At 53.9% G+C, this 23,819-nt stretch carries 23 protein-coding genes and 2 tRNA genes; 16 read left to right on the top strand and 9 right to left on the bottom strand.

Features of this window, described 5'->3' with window-relative positions; genetic code table 11:
* Positions 1–454: 454 nt before the first annotated feature.
* Together VFE46_15135 and VFE46_15130 are read right to left on the bottom strand one after the other, a co-directional pair.
* Positions 455–943 carry a helix-turn-helix transcriptional regulator gene (locus tag VFE46_15135; GenBank protein HZZ29329.1) on the bottom strand — a complete coding sequence of 163 codons (489 nt, stop codon included), beginning with the start codon at positions 941–943 and terminating at the stop codon, positions 455–457.
* Positions 944–979: 36 nt separating this feature from the next.
* Positions 980–1,417, bottom strand: a complete 438-nt coding sequence (locus VFE46_15130) for a hypothetical protein (protein HZZ29328.1) — start codon at positions 1,415–1,417, stop codon at positions 980–982.
* Positions 1,418–1,810: 393 nt separating this feature from the next.
* Between VFE46_15130 and VFE46_15125 the strand changes: the two genes are divergently transcribed.
* Entirely contained in the window at positions 1,811–2,014 is a 204-nt protein-coding gene (locus VFE46_15125; protein ID HZZ29327.1) for a hypothetical protein, read from the top strand.
* 143 nt (positions 2,015–2,157) lie between these two features.
* Here VFE46_15125 and VFE46_15120 read toward each other — a convergent pair whose 3' ends face one another.
* Positions 2,158–2,334 carry a hypothetical protein gene (locus tag VFE46_15120; protein ID HZZ29326.1) on the bottom strand — a complete coding sequence of 59 codons (177 nt, stop codon included), beginning with the start codon at positions 2,332–2,334 and terminating at the stop codon, positions 2,158–2,160.
* Between the two features lie 58 nt (positions 2,335–2,392).
* Between VFE46_15120 and VFE46_15115 the strand changes: the two genes are divergently transcribed.
* Complete coding sequence (locus tag VFE46_15115; protein HZZ29325.1) at positions 2,393–2,782, top strand: hypothetical protein; 390 nt, start codon at positions 2,393–2,395, stop codon at positions 2,780–2,782.
* 100 nt (positions 2,783–2,882) lie between these two features.
* On the opposite strand, the gene VFE46_15110 is transcribed toward VFE46_15115, so the two are convergent.
* Both VFE46_15110 and VFE46_15105 read right to left on the bottom strand, forming a co-directional pair.
* Positions 2,883–2,955 (bottom strand) — tRNA-Gly (locus tag VFE46_15110).
* Positions 2,956–3,057: 102 nt separating this feature from the next.
* Complete coding sequence (locus tag VFE46_15105) at positions 3,058–3,360, bottom strand: hypothetical protein (GenBank protein HZZ29324.1); 303 nt, start codon at positions 3,358–3,360, stop codon at positions 3,058–3,060.
* 2,092 nt (positions 3,361–5,452) lie between these two features.
* Here VFE46_15105 and VFE46_15100 point away from each other — a divergent pair.
* From VFE46_15100 to dnaB, 12 genes are all read left to right on the top strand, one after another.
* Complete coding sequence (locus VFE46_15100) at positions 5,453–7,426, top strand: DUF6531 domain-containing protein (GenBank protein HZZ29323.1); 1,974 nt, start codon at positions 5,453–5,455, stop codon at positions 7,424–7,426.
* Positions 7,427–7,547: 121 nt separating this feature from the next.
* Positions 7,548–11,438 (top strand): RHS repeat-associated core domain-containing protein, encoded by a 3,891-nt coding sequence (locus VFE46_15095; GenBank protein ID HZZ29322.1) that lies wholly within the window; start codon positions 7,548–7,550, stop codon positions 11,436–11,438.
* The gene (locus tag VFE46_15090; GenBank protein ID HZZ29321.1) at positions 11,426–11,833 is read left to right on the top strand and encodes a hypothetical protein; all 408 of its coding nucleotides are present in this window, start codon (positions 11,426–11,428) and stop codon (positions 11,831–11,833) included. Before VFE46_15095 ends, VFE46_15090 begins: the two co-directional genes overlap by 13 nt.
* A 49-nt stretch (positions 11,834–11,882) precedes the next feature.
* A complete protein-coding gene (locus tag VFE46_15085) occupies positions 11,883–12,440 on the top strand; it encodes a hypothetical protein (protein ID HZZ29320.1) in 558 nt (185 codons plus the stop codon).
* 2 nt (positions 12,441–12,442) lie between these two features.
* A complete protein-coding gene (locus VFE46_15080) occupies positions 12,443–12,655 on the top strand; it encodes a hypothetical protein (protein ID HZZ29319.1) in 213 nt (70 codons plus the stop codon).
* Positions 12,656–12,868: 213 nt separating this feature from the next.
* Positions 12,869–12,941, top strand: a tRNA-Arg gene (locus tag VFE46_15075).
* Positions 12,942–13,359: 418 nt separating this feature from the next.
* Positions 13,360–14,001: a 50S ribosomal protein L25 gene (locus tag VFE46_15070; GenBank protein HZZ29318.1), complete on the top strand. Its 642-nt coding sequence runs from the start codon at positions 13,360–13,362 to the stop codon at positions 13,999–14,001.
* Positions 14,002–14,102: 101 nt separating this feature from the next.
* Positions 14,103–14,663, top strand: coding sequence for an aminoacyl-tRNA hydrolase (pth, locus tag VFE46_15065; GenBank protein ID HZZ29317.1), 561 nt, complete (start codon positions 14,103–14,105; stop codon positions 14,661–14,663).
* Between the two features lie 97 nt (positions 14,664–14,760).
* Positions 14,761–15,189 carry a 30S ribosomal protein S6 gene (gene rpsF / locus VFE46_15060; GenBank protein ID HZZ29316.1) on the top strand — a complete coding sequence of 143 codons (429 nt, stop codon included), beginning with the start codon at positions 14,761–14,763 and terminating at the stop codon, positions 15,187–15,189.
* 83 nt (positions 15,190–15,272) lie between these two features.
* The gene (gene ssb, locus VFE46_15055; GenBank protein HZZ29315.1) at positions 15,273–15,743 is read left to right on the top strand and encodes a single-stranded DNA-binding protein; all 471 of its coding nucleotides are present in this window, start codon (positions 15,273–15,275) and stop codon (positions 15,741–15,743) included.
* Between the two features lie 79 nt (positions 15,744–15,822).
* Positions 15,823–16,488 carry a 50S ribosomal protein L9 gene (rplI, locus tag VFE46_15050; protein HZZ29314.1) on the top strand — a complete coding sequence of 222 codons (666 nt, stop codon included), beginning with the start codon at positions 15,823–15,825 and terminating at the stop codon, positions 16,486–16,488.
* A 126-nt stretch (positions 16,489–16,614) separates the two neighbouring features.
* Positions 16,615–18,075: a replicative DNA helicase gene (gene dnaB / locus VFE46_15045; protein ID HZZ29313.1), complete on the top strand. Its 1,461-nt coding sequence runs from the start codon at positions 16,615–16,617 to the stop codon at positions 18,073–18,075.
* 103 nt (positions 18,076–18,178) lie between these two features.
* Here the strand turns inward: dnaB and VFE46_15040 are convergent, their stop codons facing one another.
* Complete coding sequence (locus VFE46_15040; protein HZZ29312.1) at positions 18,179–19,498, bottom strand: PQQ-binding-like beta-propeller repeat protein; 1,320 nt, start codon at positions 19,496–19,498, stop codon at positions 18,179–18,181.
* Positions 19,499–19,901: 403 nt separating this feature from the next.
* Between VFE46_15040 and VFE46_15035 the strand changes: the two genes are divergently transcribed.
* Complete coding sequence (locus VFE46_15035) at positions 19,902–20,429, top strand: CAP domain-containing protein (GenBank protein HZZ29311.1); 528 nt, start codon at positions 19,902–19,904, stop codon at positions 20,427–20,429.
* Positions 20,430–20,530: 101 nt separating this feature from the next.
* On the opposite strand, the gene VFE46_15030 is transcribed toward VFE46_15035, so the two are convergent.
* Positions 20,531–21,247, bottom strand: coding sequence for a DUF1080 domain-containing protein (locus VFE46_15030; protein ID HZZ29310.1), 717 nt, complete (start codon positions 21,245–21,247; stop codon positions 20,531–20,533).
* A 126-nt stretch (positions 21,248–21,373) separates the two neighbouring features.
* Positions 21,374–22,297, bottom strand: a complete 924-nt coding sequence (locus VFE46_15025; GenBank protein ID HZZ29309.1) for a 1-acyl-sn-glycerol-3-phosphate acyltransferase — start codon at positions 22,295–22,297, stop codon at positions 21,374–21,376.
* 225 nt (positions 22,298–22,522) lie between these two features.
* Here VFE46_15025 and VFE46_15020 point away from each other — a divergent pair, with 225 nt between their 5' ends.
* Positions 22,523–23,008, top strand: a complete 486-nt coding sequence (locus VFE46_15020) for a YfcE family phosphodiesterase (GenBank protein HZZ29308.1) — start codon at positions 22,523–22,525, stop codon at positions 23,006–23,008.
* Between the two features lie 120 nt (positions 23,009–23,128).
* On the opposite strand, the gene rimI is transcribed toward VFE46_15020, so the two are convergent.
* Positions 23,129–23,647 (bottom strand): ribosomal protein S18-alanine N-acetyltransferase, encoded by a 519-nt coding sequence (rimI, locus tag VFE46_15015; GenBank protein ID HZZ29307.1) that lies wholly within the window; start codon positions 23,645–23,647, stop codon positions 23,129–23,131.
* Positions 23,648–23,819: the final 172 nt, after the last annotated feature.

Below are 23,819 nucleotides of genomic sequence, written 5' to 3'. Positions count from 1 at the left end.
CAACGTTGAATGTATCATACTGTTTCAGTTCGGCTACGTCAACATGATTTAGTGTGATTATTTCAAAAAAGGTGGAAAGTTATGGCAAAAAAGAAGCAGCACGGTGGCGCGCGGGAAAATTCAGGCAGGGAGCCGATCAATCCTGAAGGGATAACCGATAGAATGACCGTCACGGTGCCTGAGAGCCTTATTAAGCAGCTCGATGCGATAGCCATGCGAAGCAAGTGGAATCGGTCAAAGGCTGTTACAGAGGCAATCCGGGCCTATGTCGCTAAGCGTTAGCGGAGAGGGTGAGAATCGAACTCCCGGCGCGAACCGTCCACTGGCGGGTTATAAATCCGCTGCGCCTCCAAGACGCGGGCCGCTCTCCTATTTAGAGCAGCGCATGATTCGATCCTCCCAATAAAGAAAGCGGGGAGGAGAAAATCCTCCCCGCTTAAAATTGTCTAAACAATTATTCATCGTCATCGATAAACCCCGGGTCTAGTCGTGACGGTTTCGTTTTGAGCGCTCTCGCAATCTTCTCCATTGTAATGTGGGTTGGAACATGCTTTCCGCACTCTAACCTACTCACATGACTTTGTGGAATTCCAGCCTTTTCCGCCAGTTCAGCTTGTGTCATACGCAGCTTTTCCCGGCGTTTTTTGATTTCCAATCCAACCTTTGCACGATATGCATCTAGCCTCGCCCTGACGTTCGGTTGTTCATCGAAAAATTTCGCATTAACTCCGTCTTTCAGGGAATCTGGCAAAAGGATTTCTCGAATAGCCTGATTAACCTTTTCCAATTCCTCCTCGTCGCCGTCCTCCTTGGCTTTCGCATACATTTGGAATAGGTCACACAAGTCATTCGCCGTCTCCTTCGGCAAACTTTCTAGCCATTTTCCTACACGCCTGAGCGCTTGCTTGTATGCGCGCACGGCACTTGTGTCAACCGTCAGCATATTACACCTCCGCATGATGAGTGGTTATGATTTCTCTTAACCTTTCTCCGGCCGAACATAAAAAAAGAGTTGACCAGCGAAATGCCCCTGCCGGTAGAGGCGAAGCCGGTTTCTGAGGATGTATTTAATTGATGGTGAAGCCTGTCCATCGTTTTCCTTCTTATCTGTCATCAAAAGAATGATGTCGCTATCGTCGGTGTCGTGAAAAAAATAAATCCGAATGTTTTTCCTGCCTAATACGCCGCCTTTTTCCTTCAATTCCCAAAATTCTTCAAATGGAGCAATCCGAAGTTGTGTTGTAAACTTACGAGCGCCAAATCCTGTCAATTCTTTCAAATGGTCTTTGATGTGAAGGTATTGGCCATCGGTCAGCACATCTCGACCTTCGCGGATCATAATTGGTAAAATTACAAGTCGCTGCCACGTGACTACCTTTTGTAATTTGCGACGCCCCTGCTTATTCGGCTTGTCCATGTCCGCCTCATAATTATCGGTTTCATTGAGGTCCGTCCCTGAACTTATTATACAACGATATACAACGCCAAGCAAAGCGGCAAATATACAAATTTATACAATTCGCTGCAATCCCCGGTTTCGGCCATTTTTTAGGATTATTCCAGGAAATCAGCCCCCATGCGGATCAAACCCCGCGCCCACCGGACAGGGTACAATGCGGGCATGAAACGGCCACGGTTTAACCTTCGATGGCTCTTACTCGCGATAGCGATTATAAGCCTGCCGATGGCGTGGAGTGCTTACCAGCTTAAATGGATCAGACAGCGGCACCAGTTCCTAGCCGGGCGTGAGGGCACGTCGGACATCCTCGCGCCTTGGTCGCTTCGGATTTTCGGTGAACGAAGCCCCGGAGTGCTAGTTCTTACAAAACACGAAGACCCGGACGAGGCACAATCACTTTTTCCTGAAGTCGGCACCATATTATTTTTCAATGGTGGCCAAGAGGTCCACAACTTGTCGCCCGAAGAACGGAAAAAGTTATTGCAAGAGCAACCGGACGTGCAAAGTAAAGACAAGCAGCCGGCTAGCGGTGGTTTTGGCGGTGGCGGATTCTAGCCCCCATGAAACTCCGCTTCACAATCCGCGATCAGCCAGCAACGCATTCTTAAGACACTACCCGGCGGACGCTTCTATCACAGCATCAATGCCGGAATCTGAAATCATGCACAAATTCATTTTCTTCGTGCCCCTGGTGATTCTCACGGCGGCGGTAGCACCAGCGCCGATTCCGGCGAAAGCGTCCCCAGCCTCCGGGATAACGCAGCTAGCCCTGCAGAAAACGTGTCCGTCAGCATCGACGAAAGCGCGAGCAGTTCGCCGCCTGTAAGCTTAGCGTCGCCGACCACGGCGGCAGAAGTGGCAGCGATTAACAGCACGCCATCCGTAAGCTTGGCACCCCTCGCTCCAGCGGTACCGCTTCTGATTGATCTGCCTATGGCAACGGCTGCAATTCAACCGGCGCCGGCAGACACTCTCCCCGTGATCGCTTCCGACTTACCAAAAACTGCTGCCAAAAAGCCCTCGGCAGATATCTTCACTGCGGACTTATTTCCAGGGGAACAACACGAATCGGAGTTGCCGCAGTCACCGATGTTGTTCGATTCTGTGTCGTCGCCGCGCAGTGCGCAGGCCGCTATCCAAGAACTACCGGCTGACCTGCCGAATCTGCATTTGACGCCAGCGGGGGTCGACCAGGTGTTGCTCGCCTCCGGCGATTACCGCAGCCACCATCTGCACGTGCCCTGCGAAACGGCGCCCGCCCGCGATGAAGTTCTGGCGGAAGAATTACCCTCTCATGTTCTGCCGAAGTGGTCCCAAGTTTAACTTGCTGGTCACCCAGAAGTTCCGGCCTGATACACGCCTTGCCGGTCACATCGCCCCCAAAATGACTTCCTGGCAACTTCTGCCGATGGATCGCAAAAAGAGCGGGCGAAGGGACTCGAACCCTCGACATCCAGCTTGGGAAGCTAGCGCTCTACCAACTGAGCTACGCCCGCACACAAGGAGGTTGCAAAAAATTCCTGGCAAAAACGGATTATCATTTCCGCGGCGAAAAATTGCAACCAGCAGAAATAACTCTGTCTGAAACTGTATCGAGATTATTCCAACTCGTCGGCATCCTCTTCGGGCGTTTTGGCCGATTGAATCAGGCCGAACAGCTTTGCCAGGTTGTCGCTCTCTTCGTCGAATTCGACCACCAGCATGAGCGGAGCGTCGGCGCCGACTTTCTCAATCTGTCGATGTAGTTTCTCCAGGCCGTAAACCACCGCCTGTTGACCGGAGCTGCGATCTAAAATCACGACGACTTCCGCCCTTTGTATCAGCAGCTTGCCCGAGTGCGTCGGTAATGTTCCGGTGGTATCGAACAAATCTTCAATTGCAATTCGGATGGACTCCCCCATGTTTCAATTTTACACCACCGAATTGCCAGACCGAAACTGTCGGGAATCGTGCGAATTGTCCCACGACCGTGGCTTGGCCCTGATGGCTTTGGTATGCTGGCGTGTGAATGCCGGATGGTGTCGTGTCTGTCGGCGGCAAACTGCCGGCATTTGCCTTGCGGTTTTGCCATGGCCGAAGCCAGCCGGCGACAGCTCAGCAGGCGGAATCGCAAAACGGCAAACCGGGCCTCGTAGCTCAGTGGATAGAGCGAGTGTTTCCTAAACGTAAAAATGGCCGGCCAAATTTGCCCAGTTTTTCTGGTCAAATCGGGCATTAGAGGGGTGCTTGAGCGGTGAATCGTGTGCTTTGCAGCGCCGCGAAGAGACTTGCAGATGGTTGTCGCGACAACCTGATGTCCTGAAACCATAGTCATTTATGGACCGGACTGCAAAGTTGGCTTGTATGGAATCAGACGTTCACTCGCCAGCGATTTTAGATGGAAGTCAGACGATTGTCAAAGATTGGCAACTACACCCGCTACGACAACTTTCGGTTGTCGCGACAACTGGTGTAGAAATCCGTCCGATGAGCTAAGAGCGCCTATGCAGCGTCACCCGCATTTATCAGTTCAACACCGCAGATGTAGGTCTGCGCCATCGTGAGCATCGCAGGCTGGTCGATCGTGACCGGGTAGATCGCCGCTGGTCGGGCGATGATTTCCCGTTCGCAAGCACCATGCGCAATGGTGAAGATGTCGGCGCTACTAAGCTCAGCGGCAAAGATTGTTGGATCAACGATCGAATAGCATCACCCGGCAGTCAAATCCTCAATGGACCAAGGATTTAATTTGCCGAGCATGATCGCCCACATGCATTTCGGGCCATTGATGCTAACGGGCAGCCGCTAAGCGGAAGATCACTTTCTTTGGCTCACGGCAACACACGGCGGGTCGAGCAATTTATTCCAATATTACCGACCGTATCGATTCCGTCGATTCCGTTCCTGCCCGTTGTGCCGGACTTATCGACGACGAAAAAATAAAAGCTGTCTAAATGTTGAAACTGACTGGGGGAATGCTTCACATGCGCGACGGAAAAGCGATTTCCTATATAGAAGGATAGAGTGCCCCCCCGACGAGCCGCCTTTCAATCGGCCGGACGCCGCTCTCGGCGATCACTAGGCTTTCGCGATCCGATCGCCCGTATAAACCGTTCCGGTGAATCGAAAGATTATGTTGAAAGAGTGTTTTTACCGGAATAACCCGCAAATTGGACCAGATTCTCCGAGTATTTTGACTATTACAGCGTCAAACTCACCTGATTCGCTGTACGCGAGCGACGGAAAAGCAATGTCCTATATGGAGGGCATAAGTGTCCCTCTGACGAGCCGCCTTTCAATTGGCCGACGCCGCTCTCGGCGTGTAACCGCCCTCGCGTCTCGAAGTACAAACAGTGAAGTCTGCAAAGAATCGGACTCACTGCTCCGTTTACAGCGTCAGCCGAATTTCTCGGCTGGCGGCACCTTTCAAGATTGGAGTCGAACGCATGGACAGCAGAAAATGGTGGACACCGCCGGAAATTGCCAAAGCACTAAAAGTGAGCAGAGAGAAGGTCCTCGGCTGGATCAGGTCGCAGAAACTGCAAGCTACCAATGTGAGCAACGGCCATCAGCCGCGCTGGCGTGTCCGCGACGATGACTTGGTGAACTTTCTAGCGGCACGCCGAGCGACTCCGTTGCCACGATCAAGGGTAATTACAGAGTCCAGCCCATACGCGGTTGCAGTCTGAAAACAAAGGGGCGGCAGTAGCGGCAAGCAGTCACCAGCAACCGGCACCATGAGGTGGTGCAATTTGCTGCACGCTATCGTCATCTTCGATTCCTGAAAGCGCATGACTTCCTTGCCTATTATTCCGGCAGTCGTTCGCTGAAGTGTCTTACTTTCGTCGATCCGTATCCGCATCGAAGACGGACGGTTTCTCGACGCGCAACATGCCTCTGCGGCTCCCCAATGGAATGCGATGACGTTGGCATTCGTGATCCAATTCTCAATGCCAACATTCGGAGGTTTCTGATGATAAGCTCATGTAATACCTTGCCAACTGGCCTAGCACATTGCCGACGGCACCAGCCACGGGAGAAATTAGCACAGGCGGAGGCAATGAGAGTGACTTCGCTCATGCCGGCACGCTTGTTCAAGCAGTTACAAATGAAAGTCAATACAATTGGACAGTCGAGGTCGATTTCTATGGCGACTATCTGATAAACGACCGGGGGATCGCTCGAACCGAACACGGTTTGATCGGCGCAGCATCGAATTTACCGATGTCAGCCTATATGTATGACCCGCTTTATGTGTATTGGAACAGCGGGAACGCACTGCTCGATCCCTATTCGGAAATCGGAGGATCGTCGCACTTGATTAATGCCGATACGACAGGCAACTTCAGTGTCAATGTCATCATTTCTGATCCGTCTGGCCATCAAAATGTCGAAACTTTTTTTAGGCCACTCAATACGGATATGGCTATTGGTCTTAACGCTGGTCAAGTGACCAATCAATACGTTTCAATTCTTCAATCTGAAACCAATTTTGTCGAGCAGACCGTCGACAACAATAGTGGCCTGACATTTGACCAGTTTGATATTTCCCGAGTGCTTGCTCTGTCGACGTATACCTATTTTTCAGAAACCGATGAAGCTCAGACAGTCGCCAACAACTTGTTTCAAACAATTCGAGGTTATGGGAACCCGACCTTGGCAGTCGCGAGTTGTAGTCAATCGCTTGAGACTGTCAATGATTCGCGGCAACTTCCAAATCTGCCACAGAACTTGACCATCAGCGTTCCATTAATCGGCGACGATCCGATATCCATCAATCCGGACGCGCACAACAAGCAGCAGAGCTTTGCCTTGATTGCTATCAGCTTTTCTTCCTTAGAAAGCGAACTCTGGCAGCAATTGGCCAACAATGATGCCTATTCAACTGTCCGCGGACTCCAATTAGCAAACGAAGTTGGAGTAACTGTCACCGCGATGACTCAGTCTAATTGGAATCAAGCTACGTGGAAGAGCGCGCTGACAGCGGGTGAGCAAAGTGCGATCCAAACCGCGTTCACCGATGGCGCGTCGGAAATCATAACGCCAGAAAATGATTACAAACTGGGGGGCCTCGACTGGGTTGGATTTTACGCTGTAACTTTGAATCAAGGAAACGTTACGGTTGGGATTCATGCGGTCATTGCCGATCAAAACGGCGATAGTTATTTAGGCGGCGCGACGAACATCTTTACCACTCCTGCTGATCCGCAATCTGCGCCGGGACAAACTTTTATCGGTCCCAATTCGACCGCTGCAAGTGCCGGTGTGGTGAATGGCGCCAATGGAGCGCTCTTGCTGAATGTAACCGACATTAATGTTCCGACGGCGGGCCTCGCCCTCACCTTTTCCCGCCACTACGACTCGACTACCAAGGGCCAAACCAACCTAAGCAATACTCTCACTCTCGGAGACAGTTGGTGGGGCACCTATGCTGATCGTGTTTCCGCAGGAAGTGGCACTTCAATCAATTGGACAAATGGCGATGGAGTTGTCCTTAACTTCACTAACCCGAGCTCCGGTCTATACCAGAATCCGGTTGCGGTTTTCGGTGAATTTCGGAAAAACAGCGATGGTACTTACCAGTTCACCGACAAGAATGGACTGACCTACAAATTCAGAAGCCTTACTGGCTCCAATCCTGGTGTTCTATTTGAGATTCGTGATCTGCATGGAAACGAATTGGTAATTACTCCGAATGGAAATGGCCTGCCCAGTACTGTTCAGTCCAAACCGGCGGGCTCCGCCAGTAGTGTTGCACAACTTACTTTTAGCTATGGGACGAATTCGCAGTTAACCAAAATCGAGGTTGACACGGCAACCACCACGCGAACTTGGACATACTCTGTAGCTGTTGTAAACTCGACTAACGACGAGCTTAACGAGGTCACGAGTCCCACCGATCCTACCAGCGGCGATACTCTCGAATATGCCTACACTTACATTGCTTCACCCGTGCCAAATGCAACGCCAGCATTTTTGCTTTTTTAGTCGGACGTTACCGATGCGAATGCCTCGACCGGTTCTTTAGACATGGGGCGTGAACAATACAAGTATTATCCCAATGCTCGGGTATTTCAAACGACCGACCCCACTGATGCCGTACAAACGTATGCGTACGATACTTTTGGTAGCAAAACGTCGGCTAGGCGCCTCGCCGACCAGCGCAACCACATCGACATACGATTCGATGAATCGGTTGATAAGCCAAACACAAACCGATCTTACCGGTCAACTATTGCCGCGCACTACTCAATATGCCTACGATCCCAACGGCAATCTAATTATGCAGGAGCTCGATTCAGATGATTCCACGGGAACGCCACTCATTGCTTTATCACATACCGAATACAGTTACGACAACTTGAACCGGCAGACCGAATCTCGCGATTACGACATGAGCTATGGCAGCGGCAGCAATAGTGGCAATACCAATCCACCCGCGCCATCATCAACGCCATATCCATCCCCAACGCCTTATTACAGTCACACGCTTTTCACTTACGATATTGCCAGCAATTTACTCACTTACACCGACTCTGCAGGGCCTGGTCAGGGCGGCCGTGAAACTCAGTACACTTACGACAGCTTAAACCGGCTGACCGACGAACTGCAAATCGACCCGACCACTCACGATCCACTAGCTGAATCAGGTTATCAATATGATGCCGACGGCAATTTGCTGTCCAGCACTCAGCTAATGTTGAGCACCGCACCGGATCGTATCACGAGCTACACGTACGACGCGCTCGGCCGCCAGCTGACAATGACCGACCCCTTGGGAAATGTCACGTCGTTCGGCTACGACGCCTTGGGCAATCTGCTGACAAGCACCGATCCACTGGGACAGACTACCTCGTACACCTACGACAATCTAGGTCGGCAAACGAGCATTGCCGATCCACAAGACGGCGTGACATCCACTACTTACGGTTACGATGCCGATGGTAATTTTCAGGTCGCTGTGGCAGAGCCATACACCAATTCGCAAGGACAACACACCAATTCGACAACCTATACCTACGACCAGCGGAACCAACTAATTGCTGAAACAGAGTCGGGCGTCTATGTGTCCGGTTCGAATTCTACTCTAGCGGCTGCAACGTACACCTATGATCAGCAAGGTAGCCTGCTGACATCTACGGATCTTAACTGGACAACGATCCACTACCAGAACGATGCCTTCGGCCGCAACACACAACAGCAATGGACAAACCCGAATGGGACGTCGGAAACTATTACCTATTCTTATGCCCCTGACGATCAAGTCTTAACGGCCACTGACATTCGCGGCACGGGTTCTGCCCAGGTCACCAGCCAATACACGTACAACTACAATTTGGACGCCTTAAGAAGTCTAGACAAGACAACGTTTACGCTCACCGACAGTGCCAACCCCAATGGCGTTACCACCACCCTTGCTAATAATTACGCGCCCAATAACGATCTATCACAAACCGCGGTTACCGGCAGTAACAACACTGCACCTTACACACTGAGCTATCAATATGACGGAATGGGCCGTGAACAAACCGTCACCCAATCCGCCACCAACGGGGCGGTGGCCACAGAACGAGTCGATTTCACGTACGATTCTGCCAGCGAACTGCAAACAGTCACACGCTCGGCCAATGCAACCGGAACGCAGGTCGTCGATACCACCACGTACAATTACGATCAAAACGGCAACCTACTAAGCCTGGTCGATGTTCAAGGAAACCACTCGTCACTAGCCAGTTATGCCTTCACCTATGATGCCGACAATCGTCTTACTAGCGAAACTAACAATGTTCATCCACAAGAAAACGTTTCCTACGCGTATGACAATAATGGTCAGTTAACAGGGGCAACGTCCCAAACGAATGATGAATCGTACTCATACGATTCCAATGGCAATCGAACCGGCAGCGGCATTACAATCGGCGCGCAAAACGAAATCACCAACGATGGAACTTATACCTATAAATACGACAACAACGGGAACCGCATTCAGCAGATCAGCGGCTCCGACGGTACGGTGATCAATTACGCATATGATGCCCGCAACCGGCTGATTTCGGTGAACTATTATGCCAACCTTACGGACGCTGATGCCAATAACGGCCAAGGACAAAATCCAACCAAAACCGTCATCTACGCTTACGATGCTTTTAACAACCGGGTGTTGGAAACCGTTACTACAAGCGGCAGCACAACCGGTCAGCAATTTGTTTACAACGGCGATCAGTTATTGCTGACTCGCAGCAATTCAACCGGCGCCGTGCAAGATCGTTACCTGTGGGGGCCAGGTGTTGACGAAATTCTGGCCGACGAACAAGTTAGTTCGCAATCTGCTCCAGGCATCACCTACTGGCAACTGACCGACAATGTCGGCAGCGTGCGCGACATTGCCACCTACAATCCCAGCACCGGCCTGACCGGCGTGGTCGATCACATCGTGTATGATTCGTTTGGCAATATTCTCAGTGATTCGTCTTCTCAAAACAGCAATCCGATCAATCATGCTATCGGCTTCACCGGCCAGCAGATAGATTCAGCCACTGGCTTGGATTACTTCAAGGCGCGTTATTACGATCCTCACACCGGGCAATTCATCAGCACCGACCCGGCCAACGCCGACATTAATACCTATCGCTATGCCGGCAACAGCCCGACGAACTTTATCGATCCCTCCGGGCTAGATGATGGCGAGGATGAGGGGGACGGTGAAGATGAAGGTCTGGGCGGGGGTGAAAGTGAAGGGGAAGGAAACAGCGATATCGGTGGCAGAGGTACTAGCGGAGAGTTGGAGGACAACGAGACTGGCAGCAATGGTTTCGCCGGTGCCAGCACTGAAGAAATCGATGGCACCAGCCAAGATAATTCCAGTTTCAACAGTGGCAGCTTCAATTCCACATTCCAAATTGACCAGACGATTGCAGAGTTCGGTACAGACAACTCTTCGCTTGGCTGGCTGGGCACTTATGGCCAGCCCTCGACAATCTCGACCAGCCAAATGCTGCCGTCGAAGCTTGATGTCAATGCGCAAACAAACAGCGGCGATGGTTTTAACCCAAATTGGATATCCGACGGTTTCGGCGCACCGGAGTCGGTCTTGAGCGGATCGCCGCACGCCAACGAGGCTCTCGATAACGCACGAACTCTGATATATGCTCAGATTTCTATAAGCCAGAATAAAAGTGTCATTAACAGCCTAAACGCGGCTTCGGTCGAATGGGAGCAGGCCCATCCTGGGGGCGAACGCGGAACGTTTCCGTTCACCTTGGAAGAGCCGGATAATCTTGGACAAAGCCTTGATTTATATGGCGCCAATGCAAGGCTATCCGTACTCCAAGATCGCCTAATTCAACTTCTGAATACCCAATATGTCAACGTCTACTATCCGTCGTTCAACGCCGGCTCGTCGAGCATCCCAAATGTCCTGCCCAATGCTTTTGGCGCCGATATTGTCGGCAGTTTGCGCACGGTTGAGAACCGTTCTCTGCCTCTGGAGAATCCCGCGATCCAAAGTGACACAGCGTTCTTCAATGCCACGGTTTTGGTACCGAGCATTGGCGAAGCGGCATTCAACGGTGCCAGATCTTTGTTTGGCAAGCTGTTAAGCATCGATGAATTGGAAACTGCTGCCGCAAGTAGCAATCCGCTGAATATCTTGAATCCAGAGTTTACTCCCCAGGTCACCTCACAGGGACTAGCACGAGTAGAACAACATTTGTCGCAATTTGATTTCGCTCCTAATGATGCTATGTTCGCTCGCTTGAAAGTTGGTCAAACGACGGCGCATGACATCAACTTCTACATGCACGAGCTAACGGAATCGCAAATTATGGAGCAGACACGGGGTGTCTACAATGAACTTTACGATTGGCAGCGAGCGGCTCATCTTGATACTCTGCAATGGCAAGGGATTCCATATGAACCGGGGTATGAATCTCAACTTTATCACCCTTCCGTAATCAATCAGTTCCGCGAGGAATTCAACCCAGCAGCATGGCCGAAATGAATTACTTTACAAAATGGTACGATGACATAATGCGACGTAAGTCTCGGACGCTTACGGTGAGCGTTTCAGTAGAGGGACTGCATCAGCGTCATGTTGGCCCAAGCATTCAAGTTGCTAGGCTGGAGTTAGTTGCAGAGCCATCGACATCCTTTGAGGTCGTAATTGGCCGTGATGTAAATCTGGATAACGAAGCAGCTCAGTCATTCTTGGACGCTGCACTTTATGGTTTACTTGATGTCCTACTTGTCTTCGAGGTTTATCCACTCCGCGATGTGCGAATAACTATTACTCGACTGCAGATCGACCCCGTCTCTTCCTCGCAAATGGCATTTCGCCTTGCTGGTCGTGACGCTGGAACAAAAATCATGGCGGAGATCAAGCGTGGGTCGGAGTAGAAACGCTGTATGCTTCAATGCACCTGGCTCGGATGGATCGCAGCGTACAATGACGGCCATGAACCGACTACGTTACCTGCTTGCCGCATTGCTGCTGGCCTCAACGGCCACGTTAAGCGCCAACTCGCGTCTGGAATTTTCGCTATTTGGTGCTGGATGCAAGCAGGTCGATTGCAGCGTAACTGATGCACAGCGTAGAGATTCGAGCGGGTGTAGCGATACGACTGCGGCGGAGTGTTTTGTTGCCGCAAGTACTGGCCAGCAACTGAGCACGATTCGCCTAACTCAACCTGGGGAAACATTTATCCGTTATGAAAGCGGCAATCCGGCATTTAGTCGTGTTATGTCGAACGGTGGCCTGCGGCCTGGCACTTTCACTGCTCCTGCAAGTGAGGGTATTCAACCGCAGGGATTACTTAACGAACTCTACAACCTGCCGAGTCCACAGATTCCGCGAACCAATTATTTCATAATTAGGCCACCCGAGGGCACTCCGGTTATTGGTCCAGGTCCGGTGATGGGCGGCTCGGGTAATGAAGTTCACTTTTTGTTCGGTGCGCCACCGGGTAGCGCTGGCCCAAGACTTCCTGTACCTTCTGGAGGATGAAGATGTTAGCTCTATCAAATAAGTGGGCACCCGTTCTCCTCTCAGAACCTGAGACAGGAATGAATTTTCAAGTAACGTCAGTTTATCTGACTGATGGCAGAAAGTTCGATCAGGTCGTGATTGCAGGGGGATACATAACGAAGATTGGCGAAAGTACAGATATTCCCTTTCAAGAAGAGGAGATTGCGAAGATCGTCGTAAATCACGGTCGATAACGACAACGTACCGACTACGCTATCGGGTCGTTCCTTGAACAGGCAGGAGTCAAATTGGCGCAACCGAAACGGTTGTCGCTGAAATGATCCGTAAATCGCGACTGAGAAGGAAAGTCGCGGGTGTAGAAAAGGGGGTAGTTGCGGGTGTAGAGTTGTCGTATCGGTTGTCGTGCGACTACACCCGCGATGAAAAACCCCGTTTTTTCCGAATAAGCCCCCGTAGCTCAGAGGATAGAGCGAGTGTTTCCTAAACACTAGGCCGCAGGTTCAAGTCCTGCCGGGGGCATTGAAGTGGCAATCTCGCTGATCACTACCGCCCTGCGCTCGGCTGACGCCCGTCAGCCGTGCTCGGTTGCTGGTTCAAGTCCTGCCGGGGGCATTGAAGTAGTACTTACCGATAATTGCCATTGGCCGAGCGTCCCCGGTTTTTGCGCGAGCCTGGCGCGGCGGTTTTGCGTAAATGGCGAAGATTTCGCGAAGTTGTGCGGCGCGCCAGCGAAGTTTTCTCCTGGCCGGGGTTGCAATTCCGCCCGTTTCGGGCAAAATGTTGGATTCGCTGCCGGGACCGGATGCTTCAGGGCGCCGGCCAGAAGCAGCAACTTATTCCTAGTATTGGATTTGTGGCCGACGCAAAGCCTTGCGTCATGGCATCGCAGGAATGATTGCATTTCCTGCGACATCGCCGCCGCCACAGGACAAAAAACATGGCTGAAACATTGCAAGCAGACGCCCGAGATTCTAGCGGGAAACGAAACTCCAAGCGGTTACGCGCGGTCGGCAAGGTGCCGGCGGTGTTGTACGGACACGGCCAAAAGACGGTCAGCTTGGCAATCCCCTCGGAGCAAATTTCCGCTGCCGTGCGGCACGGCTCCCGCGTCGTCAAGCTGAAGGGCGCCGCCAACGACAGCGCGCTCATTCGCGAATTGCAGTACGATACGTTCGGGCTGGAAATTCTGCATGTCGATTTTGCCCGCGTGTCTGAACACGAACGGGTGCGCGTGGAAGTGCCGCTGGAGATTCGTGGCCAGGCGGCAGGCATTAAAGAAGGGGGCGTGATCGAGCATTTAATTCACACCGTCGAAATCGAATGTCCCGTGAGCTCCATTCCTGACAAGGTGGTCATCAACGTGGCCGCGCTGAAGCTGGATGACTCGATGACGGTGGGCCAGGCGACCCTGCCAGAAGGGGCGAAAATTGTTTCCGGGGCCGATGAAATTGCCGTTCAATGCTTGAAGCCGAAGTCTGAGGAAGATGAAGGTGCTGCGGAAGCTGCCGCCGAAGGCACTGTGGAACCCGAATTGATTCGCAAGGAAAAACCAGCGGAAGACGAGGAAGAGAAAGAATAGCGATCAAGCTTGCTTGTGCGCCGCGGCAAGCCACGCCGGTGGTCTTCGCGGCGACCTGGGCAATTGTCGCTTTGAACCCCGAACCCGAAACACTGCCTGTTGTGAAACTTGTCGTGGGGTTGGGCAACCCCGGCCGGAAATACGAGGGCACTCGCCACAATGTTGGCTTTGCAGTGCTCGGCGAATTGGTGCGGCGGCATCGCTGCCCACGGCCAAAGACAAACTTTCAAGGAGAAATTACCGAGGCGGAATTTAACGGCCAAAAGATACTGCTCTTATGGCCGCATACGTTTATGAACCTGAGCGGCAGCAGCGTGTTGGCCGCCCGAGATTTTTATAAAGTAGAAACCGCGGAAGTGTTGATTGTTTGCGACGATTTCAACCTGCCGTTAGGCAAGTTGCGATTTCGCGGCGAAGGCTCGTCGGGCGGGCAAAAAGGCTTGGCTGACGTGCTTGAGCGGTTGGGAACCCAGGCGGTTCCCCGACTGCGAATTGGCGTGGGGCCGGCGCCGCCAAACTGGGATCCGGCCGATTTTGTATTATCTCGGTTTACGAAAGAAGAATTGCCAATCATCGAAATCACGTTAAGTCGCGCCGCTGATGCGGTGCAGGATTGGATCAGCGACGGAATTGCAAATTGCATGAACAAATATAACGCTTAAGAAGATGTCTATCGCGCCCTGGTGTTTGTCATCAAATATAAGAATGGCAGGTCGCCAGACATCAGATAGCCAGCCACCAACACACAAGGAGTTTCTCTTGTCTCAGCACGTTTACGAAGGCATGTTCATTCTCGATTCCAATCGCTATGCCCGCGATGCTGCCGGCACGGTGTCGCAAATTCCCGGCGCGGTGGAGCAATTCGGCGGTAAGGTGTTGGCCAGCCGCCTGTGGGAAGAACGCCGCTTGGCGTATCCCATTAAGGGACATCGCAAGGGAACCTATTGGCTCACGTACTTCCAACTCGATGGCGATCAACTCCACAACCTGACGCGGCAATTTCAATTGAACGAAGCCGTGCTGCGCAACCTGCTGCTCAAAATCGATTCGCGAATTGCCGACGCCATGGTGCAGCACGCCTTAACCGGCGGCGGACCTATGGCGGAGCGCAAGCCTAAGCCGGAACCGGAAGTCAAAGCACCCGTGGAAGCAGTAGTCGAAGAAATCAGCGGCGAGGAAGCGGAATAATTGTCTTTCCGTCGACGATGTGTTAACCTAACGCCAGGCACGATACGTTTGTTCAGACGGAGCCCAGGGCTCAGGAGGGCCAGATGGCCAGTTTCAACCGCGTTATTTTGGTCGGCAATCTTACCCGTGATCCGGAATTGCGATACATTCCTAGCGGCACGGCGGTGACCGATGTCGGCTTGGCAGTGAACGACCGCCGCAAAAACGCGCAGGGAGAATGGGTCGATGAAACCACGTTCGTCGATGTCACATTGTGGGGACGCACGGCGGAAGTGGCCAGCGAATACCTTAACAAAGGCTCGCCCGTGTTGATCGAAGGGCGACTGAAGCTCGACACGTGGGAAAAGGAAGGCAAAAAGCAATCGAAGCTTCGTGTCGTTGGGGAGCGCATGCAAATGCTTGGCGCCAAAGGGCAAGGAAGTGGGGGTCCCGGCAAAGCCGCCGCACGGCCAGGTCGCGAATCTGCCCCGGCGGCCGAAGAATTTAGTGCCGCAGAAGTTGGCGGTTACGAAGGTGGCGGAGAACCCGGCGGTCCGCCCGATCTCCCGTTTTAACGAATATTCAATGGTCATTCCCGCTTGATGGTCAAGCCACTAATCGGGCTTTGTGAATTTTTAAACCCAGGATTTTGCGATGCCGACAACCAAAGCCAGTGCGAAACACAAACCTCGCCGCAAGCACGCAAGAGATAAACGCTTGCAGCGCGGGCAACATGGGGGCATCGAATTGTTGCTGATTCAATCGGTCGATCACCTCGGCAAGCAGGGTGAAGTGGTTGAAGTGAAGCGCGGCTACGCCATGAACTATTTGCTGCCGCAAGGCTTGGCCACCGTAGCGAACGACCATCACAAGCGCATGGTCGAAAAGCACAAGGCCAAGCTGTTGCAAATTCAGCATGAGCGTTTGGCCGGCCTGCGGCAACTGGCCGATCGCATTGGCGCCCAAAGCGTAACGATTGAAGCCAACGCCAATGATGAAGGGCACTTATACGGCTCAGTGGGCGCACCGGAAATTGTTCGCGCGCTCAAGCAGCAGGAAATTACGGTCACGTCCGACCAGGTCCGGCTAAAAGGACCGCTCAAGGAGCTGGGCTTGTACACCGTGGAGGTGCATTTAGGCCAAGAGATTGAAGCCCAGCTGAAAGTGTGGGTTGTGCCGACGGTCGGCGATGCGGAAGGCGAAATCAAGCCGGAAGCAAAGGAAGGGGGGGCCAAAGCGTCCGATTCGAAGGAATCCAAATCCGCCGAAGCAAAGTCGTCTGGCAAAAAGACCGCGGCCAAAGGTGCAGACAAGCAATAAGGCCGACATAAGCAACAAGGCCCAGATAAGCAGTAAGTCGCAATAAATTGCGGGCATGCCAATCGTTTGGCCGCGGGATTTATCCGCGTTGGTTTGCGGTCGTTTTGCAGCAGGGAGGACTCGCTCATGGCCACGGTCGATCGCAAAGCCAACCCCAAGCCGCGCAAGCCCCCGGTCACTTCCGAAATTCTCGATCGCCAGCCGCCGCGCAGCCTGGAAGCGGAAAAAGCAGTGCTGGGCAGCATTCTATTGTTGCCGTACGTGTGCGACGACGTGGCTTTAGTGATTCGCCCCGACGATTTCTACGACGATGCCAACCGCTGCATCTTTCAGCATTTTTTGGATTTGCAAAATCTGTCGCGGCAAATCGACATGGCCCTGTTGGTTGAGCGGCTCCGCACGGCGGGTGAGTACGAAAAAATCGGCGGCGCCGGCTACCTGGCCGAAATTGCGCGCAGCGTGCCCACTGCCGCCAATGCCGTGCACTATGCCGAGATTGTCCGCGACAAGGCATTGCTGCGCGGTCTGATTGGTTCCAGCACGGAAATTTTGCGCGACGCTTACGAAGACGGCTCCGATCCACGCGAGCAACTCAATCGAGCGGAGCAAAAAATCTTTGCCATCCTCAGCGAAGGGCAAACCAGCAGCGTGGTTAGCGCCCACGATTTAATTCATGAGGCCATGCTGCGGATCGAGCAGCGCGAAAAAGGGGAGCATAAGGTTGCCGGAGTCGATTGCGGATTTCCCGGCATCGATGAGCTTACCGGCGGCCTGCACAATGGCGAGCTCATTATTATTGCCGCCCGGCCGAGCATGGGAAAAACCGCCTTTGCGCTGAACTTGGCGGAATATGCGGCGACGGAATTGAAAGTTCCTTCGCTAGTGTGCAGCCTGGAAATGTCGGCAATTGAGCTGGCCGATCGGTTGCTTTGTTCGTCGGCCAGGGTTGATTCGCACCGCTTGCGCAACGGCCGGGCCACCGTCGACGAGCGCAAAAAGCTCATCGAAGCGGCGGCGGTGCTCACGCAATCGCCGTTGTTTTTAGACGACAGCCCCAGCCGCACGGTGTTGGAAATTAACGCCGTGGCCCGCAGGTTGCGGAGAACGCAAAAGCTGGGACTAATTGTGATCGATTATTTGCAACTCGTGGAGCCCGACAATCCGAAAGACAATCGTCAGGAACAAGTGGCGCGCATCGCTCGGCGGTTGAAAGGCATGGCCCGCGAGTTGGATGTGCCCGTCGTTTGCCTGGCCCAGCTCAACCGGCAGGCGGAGCAAACGGGCGATCATTTGCCGCGGCTCAGCCATTTGCGCGAATCGGGCGCCATTGAGCAAGATGCGGACGTGGTCATGTTCGTTCACCGGGAGGAATATTACCTCACGCCGGAGGAGCGGGAAAAGGAAAAGCAAGACGGTAACCCGCGCGGTCTGTTGGGCGGGGCACAAATCATCATCTCCAAACAGCGCAATGGCCCTACCGGCGAAGTCAAACTGCATTGGAAGCACGAATTTACACGCTTCGAAACGCTGACGCAAAAGCCCTACGAAGATTTCGAGCAATTCGCTCCCAGCAGCGAGCCGTTTTAATTGAGAACGGTCGCACCCACGTTTGCCTTCTGAGGGAGTTAGCGAGCGTTGCAGCACCCTCAGCCTGCCCTCTGCCAAAGGGCAAGCGTTTGACAAAGCTTTTTCACTTTAGCTTATAGCACAGCAGTGCGTCTTGCTCGCGCAAATACAGCTTGCCGTCGGCGATTACCGGATGCGACCAGCTTGGCTGTTCAACGCCGGGAATTTTGAACGTGCCGTACACTTTGTAGCCGGCAGGCGAAGCGCCGATCAGCGCCATCGTGCCGTCTTCATAGCGGAAGTACAGTCGGCCGTCGGCGTAGGCCACTGCGGCAGAGCCTTCGCCCGGTCCGCGCTGATCGCCACCCCAGATCACATGACCAGTTTTCCAATCGAGACAAATCGGCAGCCCCATTTTCTGTCCATGCCCGGCGTACAGGTAACCGTTGACCAGCACCATGCCGCCGTGGTGGTTTTGAAACGTGCGGCTGGGAATTTCGTATACCGGCTGCGCTTCGATCCCGCCGCCGGGCGTGGCCACCAATTTCAATTGCACTGCGCCGGAATCGTAGGCGGCCGAAGCAAACACGTTGTCGTCGTGCACGATTGGCGTGGAAATGTTCGCCACGGGATTGGCAATTTTGTTGTAGCCCCACAAATATTTACCATCGGGCGAAAAGCCAACTAGCCCGCGGCCTACGAACTGCACGTATTGTTTTTTGTTCGCGGCGTGGGAAATGACGATCGACGAATAGCCGGCGCCATCGTTTCCCTTTTTCGTCATTTCCGCTTGAGCTGCTTTCGGAATGCCACAGCGCCAAATTTCGGCTCCTGTTTTTTTATTCAAGGCGACAAGCAGCGCATCCTGGCCGCCGGGAGTGCAAATCAACTGGTCGCCATCGATCAGCGGCGATTCGCTATACCCCCAGCCCGACATCATGCGGCCGCCGAAATCTAGGGGCAAGTTCTTGTGCCAAACGATGGCGCCGGTGGCTGCATTCAGACAGTCCAAATCACCATGGGAGCCCAGCGCATAAACCAAATCGCCATCGGCCGTAGGCGTGCAGCGCGGGCCGCCATATCCGCCGTTTTCGGCAGTGTCGCCAATGGGGGTGCACCATAGCGGTTTGCCGCGCTGGTTGGCATCCAATGCCAGAACGGTTTCCTTGTTATCGCGCTGGCCCATCGTGTAAATGCGGCCATTTTGGAGCGAAACGCCGGCGAAACCGGGCCCCAAACCCGCGGCCTTCCAAGCCAGTTCGGGCCCGCCTTCGGGCCATTGTTGGAGCAGGCCGGTTTCGGACGAAATGCCGTCCCGGTTAGGTCCCTGCCATTGCGGCCAATCACTGGTAGTGACCGGCAGGTCAGCAGCCAGAGTTCCCATGGATGGCGTGAAAACGGCCAGCGGCACAGAAACGAGAACGAATATGGCAACGGTTTTCACGCTCGAACTCCTTAGGGGTTACAAGGGGGAACAATCGGGCCAACACTGGCCTGGCGGGATAGAAAACCGATCGCTGGGAAAAAAGCCATCGATTTTCAGGATGTAAATGTGATTGTAAAGCATTCAGGTTAATAGGTTTACGCACTAAACAGCAGCGATGGATGCCCTACCCCCTTGCAGTGCTAGCATAGTTCGGTACCCTAGTTCTTCTCACCGGAAAACTTGCCGCCGGGTGTGCAGCTTTGCGTGAGTTAAGAAACGTTCGCAAAGCATGCACCATGGTGGCAACCCGCCGCAACATTCGAGTCACGGATGCCCCTCGCTGGGAAAGGCTCGTTTATTGCTCCACGTTGTTTTTTAAGCGAAGCCCGGTTTGCCGGGAACCCCAGGAGGAGGAATCGCCATGCTCTCAAAGTTCGCAATTCAGACGGTTTTCGCAGTTATTGGCCTGTTCGTCAGCAGTTCGCTGGCAATTGCCTTGGCAAACGATGCTGATCTGCCGGCGCAATCCACGCAGAAACAGCCCGCTTCGTCCCAGACAGATTCAGCCAAATCGTCGGCCAAGTCGACCGACGCCGGAAATGTCAAAATTCCCAAGCTATACGAAGTCGAGCAGCAGATGATCCAGCAAACGAACTCCCAGCGAGCCAAATACGGCCTGCCGCCGCTGTTGGTCGATCAAAGTCTGGAGAAAACCGCACGAACCCATACCATTTGGATGACCAATAACCGCACATTGCAGCACTCGACGGATAACATCGGCGAGAATATTGCCATGGGGCAACGAACGACCGACGAAGCAGTTAGCGATTGGATGGCCAGCCCTGGCCACCGCGCCAATATTTTGAATACCTCCTACAAGCGCACTGGCGTGGCGGCATATCGCACGCCGGATGGCACCATTTATTGGTGCCAACAGTTTTTGCCGTAGGGCCTATTGCTCAGCGATAAGTCCCTCGTGGAACCAATGGAAAAGCCCCGGGAGTAATCCCGGGGCTTTCTTCCCCCCCGCCCACGAGTCCCTCGAGTGCCTTAGGGCAATTCTTTGATCTCGATGTTTTTGAACTCCACTTCCATCTTCTGGCCGGCGTGGAGTTGCAGCCCCAGGATGCCTTCTTTCGGCGTTTTGTCTCCCTCGGGCTCGGTGTAATCGATGGTGGTATAGCCGTTGATTTCCTGCTTGATGTGCGGGCCATCGGCGGTAATCACGTAATGGGCCCACTCGCCAGGCGTGTAATGCTGCTTGACTTCGTCTTCTTTCACGTCGGCAACAATGATGCGTCCTTTTTCCTCGTGCAAAATGCCGGTGTAGCGCTTATCGGCCATGTCGGCCTGGTAGCCTTTGCAATCGAACTCGGGCAATTCGACGCTGCGAAACTGAATGCCGCTGTTGTGGTTGCGGAGCTTGAAATCGGCCTTCAGCACAAAATTTTTGTACGGCTTGTCGCTGATGAGAAATGAATTGTGCTTGATTTGCTTGTCGTCGGTTGTGCCGACAATAACACCATCGGTTACTTTCCATAGGTCCGGATCACCGTGCCAGCCGGTCAAATCTTTCCCGTTGAACAGCGAAACGAATTGATCTTTGTCGGCCTTGCTTTGAGCACTGTCGGCCTTGCTTTGAGCGGTGTCGAGCTTGGCTTGAGCAATGGCTGCGGTCGCTGTCGGAGCGTCAGCCGCAAAAGTGCCTGACGCCAGGTACAAAACACTCGCGAGAACCACCAAGAGCCAAGCGCATGGCAATTTCATAGACTACTGCTCGCGGCCGGAGGAAGTGTATTCGCCAAATGACCCATCGTCGAATTGGGTGTCATTGTAGCGTCGAGTGCCGGCAATTTCCAACAATTTTTTGCTCCAGGCGGAATTGCGTTCCGCCTAGCCGGCCGTGGTGGGGCGATCGATGGGCGAGGAGGAACCGGCGCCGTGTCCGTTTTGACCAACATTTTCCCCAGGGCTGGCCGGAGCATGCGGTTCGACACGGTTGCTTTCGACGCCATTGCCATTGCCGTTTTCGATTTCCTCTTCGCCCCGCTTCCAACGTCGGCCTGCCAATTGCGGCTCGAAATTGGGCTGGCCGGCCAGGCGCGCTATTTCGCGCAGGAGCTGTTTAGTGATTTCCTCCATCACCCCGGCTTCTTTTTCACGACCGTAATATTGCGACAGATCGATCGGCTGGCCGATTTTCACTCGGACATGGGCCCGCATTTTCAGCGGCCCCAAGGGGGTGCCGTCGTAAGGCGAGCCGGTAATAAATACGGGAATAACCGGTACGCGCGCCTTTAACGCCACCAGTGCGGCGCCGGGGCGCCCGGGAAGCAACAGCTTGTCGGTTTCGTTGATGCGTCCTTCAAGAAACATTCCGACCAGTCCGCCTTGTTGCGCCAGGCGGATCGCTAGCTTGGTGGCGGCAGTGTCGATGCCGCCGCGTCCCACCGGAATGACCTGCAACAAGATCCGCAGTAAATATCCCAATCCAGGAATTTCGCAGTATTCGCGGGCGACCATCCAATACACCACGCGCCGGACACACGTTTGAATGAAAGACGGATCGACCCCGCTGCGGTGGTTCGACACAATGACGGCCCCCACGCCTTCTTGCTGGGGAAGCGAGCCTTCGACGCGGGTTCCCCACAGGAGCCGTGCAATCAAATAATTGACCAGCCACAGCAGCGTTTGTCCGAACGTCAACTGCGAGCGCCGCCACCAAAGAAGCATGGCCGCCAATCCCGCAACGAAGAGCACGGTCAAGATAGAACCGGCGAGCAAGTTGGTGGCGTCGGCAAGCAGGATGTGGAACATTGTTTTCAACCGCCCGGCCAACCGTTACCGCTGGCTTGTGCCCGTTGGTTCTGAACTCAAATCAAGGAATTCAGATGCTTTACAATGCGGCCCACTATAATCGTAGGCGCCAATTCTGGCGATGGCAGCCCTGATTTTGCAAACCACCTGAATTCTCAGTCGGGTTGCCTATAATGTTGGGCACACAAATCCCAGACTTCAATTCCTTAGCGTCCCACACCGCCTATGCTCCTTGGCGTTATCAGTGATACCCACGGCCAGGTGCCAAACGCCCGCTCGGCCGTGCACATGTTGGAAAGCCTGGGCGTGGAAGCAGTGTTGCACTGCGGCGACATTGGCTCGGCGGAGATTGTGCCGCTGCTGGCAAAGTGGCCCACATATTATGTATTTGGCAATGTGGATGGCGAGGTGGCCGCGGAGCTACGAGCGGCAATTCAGCAAGCCGGCCAAACATGCTTGGAACGCTTCGGCTCGCTGGAGTTGGGCGGCGTGAAAATTGCCCTCTTGCATGGCGACGATTCGCGCCTCCTGGAGCAAACCATTGCCCAGGGGAAGCATGCATTGGTTTGCCATGGCCATACCCATGTTCCACGCTGGGAGCAGGTGGGCTCGACCAGGGTGCTCAATCCCGGAGCCGTGCATCGGGCAAATCCGCACACCATTGCCGTGGTGGAGCTGCCCAAGCTACAGGCGGAGTTTTTCTCCGTGTAAGCGAGTGGTTTGGATTCCGGGGGCTCGGCGGCCTCGACCCCGGCCACCCAGCCGCCGCCGACCAAACATTGGGTGGCTGGGGTCGAACGAAGTGAGCCCCCAGTGCCGCCGCCACAGCTCTCAGCCGGCAAGCCGCGTAATGTGTTCCGCTTCAATCGCGGCAATTTCATCTCCACGGAAACGGTACTGCATGAGATACGCATCTTCGGGCGTGTCTTCGTAAAACGACCGCAGCACACTGACGGCTTTGAAGCCGCGGGAGCGAAAAAATAATTGCGCTGCCAAATTCGTCTCGCGGATTTCCAGCAGAATGCGATGGCGACGCTGCGTGGAAAGCTTGCCCACTAGCTTGGCCACCATTTGACCGCCGACGCCAAAGCGGCGGTACCGCAGGCAGACGGCAAAATTGAGAATGTGCAGCCGCGATTTGTGGAGCTCATAAATCATGAAGCCGACAACGCGATCGTTGTGCTCGGCCACCATGCCAATGCAGTTCCGCTGCCGCAAGCAACGGAGAAAATCATTTTCGCACCAAGGGAACTCGAAGCTGGCGCTTTCGATTGCCAGGGCTTCGGGCATGTCGCGCCGGATCATCCAGCGAATGTGGACTTTCAAAGCCTGCTTCAGATCGGAGCTCATCGAGGGCCTCCTTCCTTGTCGGCCTGTCGTTTTGCCGCCGCCGGCAGATTGCTGCCGGCATTGTTCCCTCTTTCACGGCGATCGCGGTCCGGCGGAAATGGACCGACGGACATCGATTGGGTTCAGCGTGGGGCAAAAGTTAGCAAATCGGGCGCTGCGTGCCAAGACGAAC

It is taken from the genome of Pirellulales bacterium (assembly GCA_035656635.1).
Lineage (GTDB): Bacteria > Planctomycetota > Planctomycetia > Pirellulales > JADZDJ01 > DATJYL01.
The sequence above is the reverse complement of the archived record's forward strand: the minus strand, read 5'-3'. Positions and strand labels throughout refer to the sequence as shown.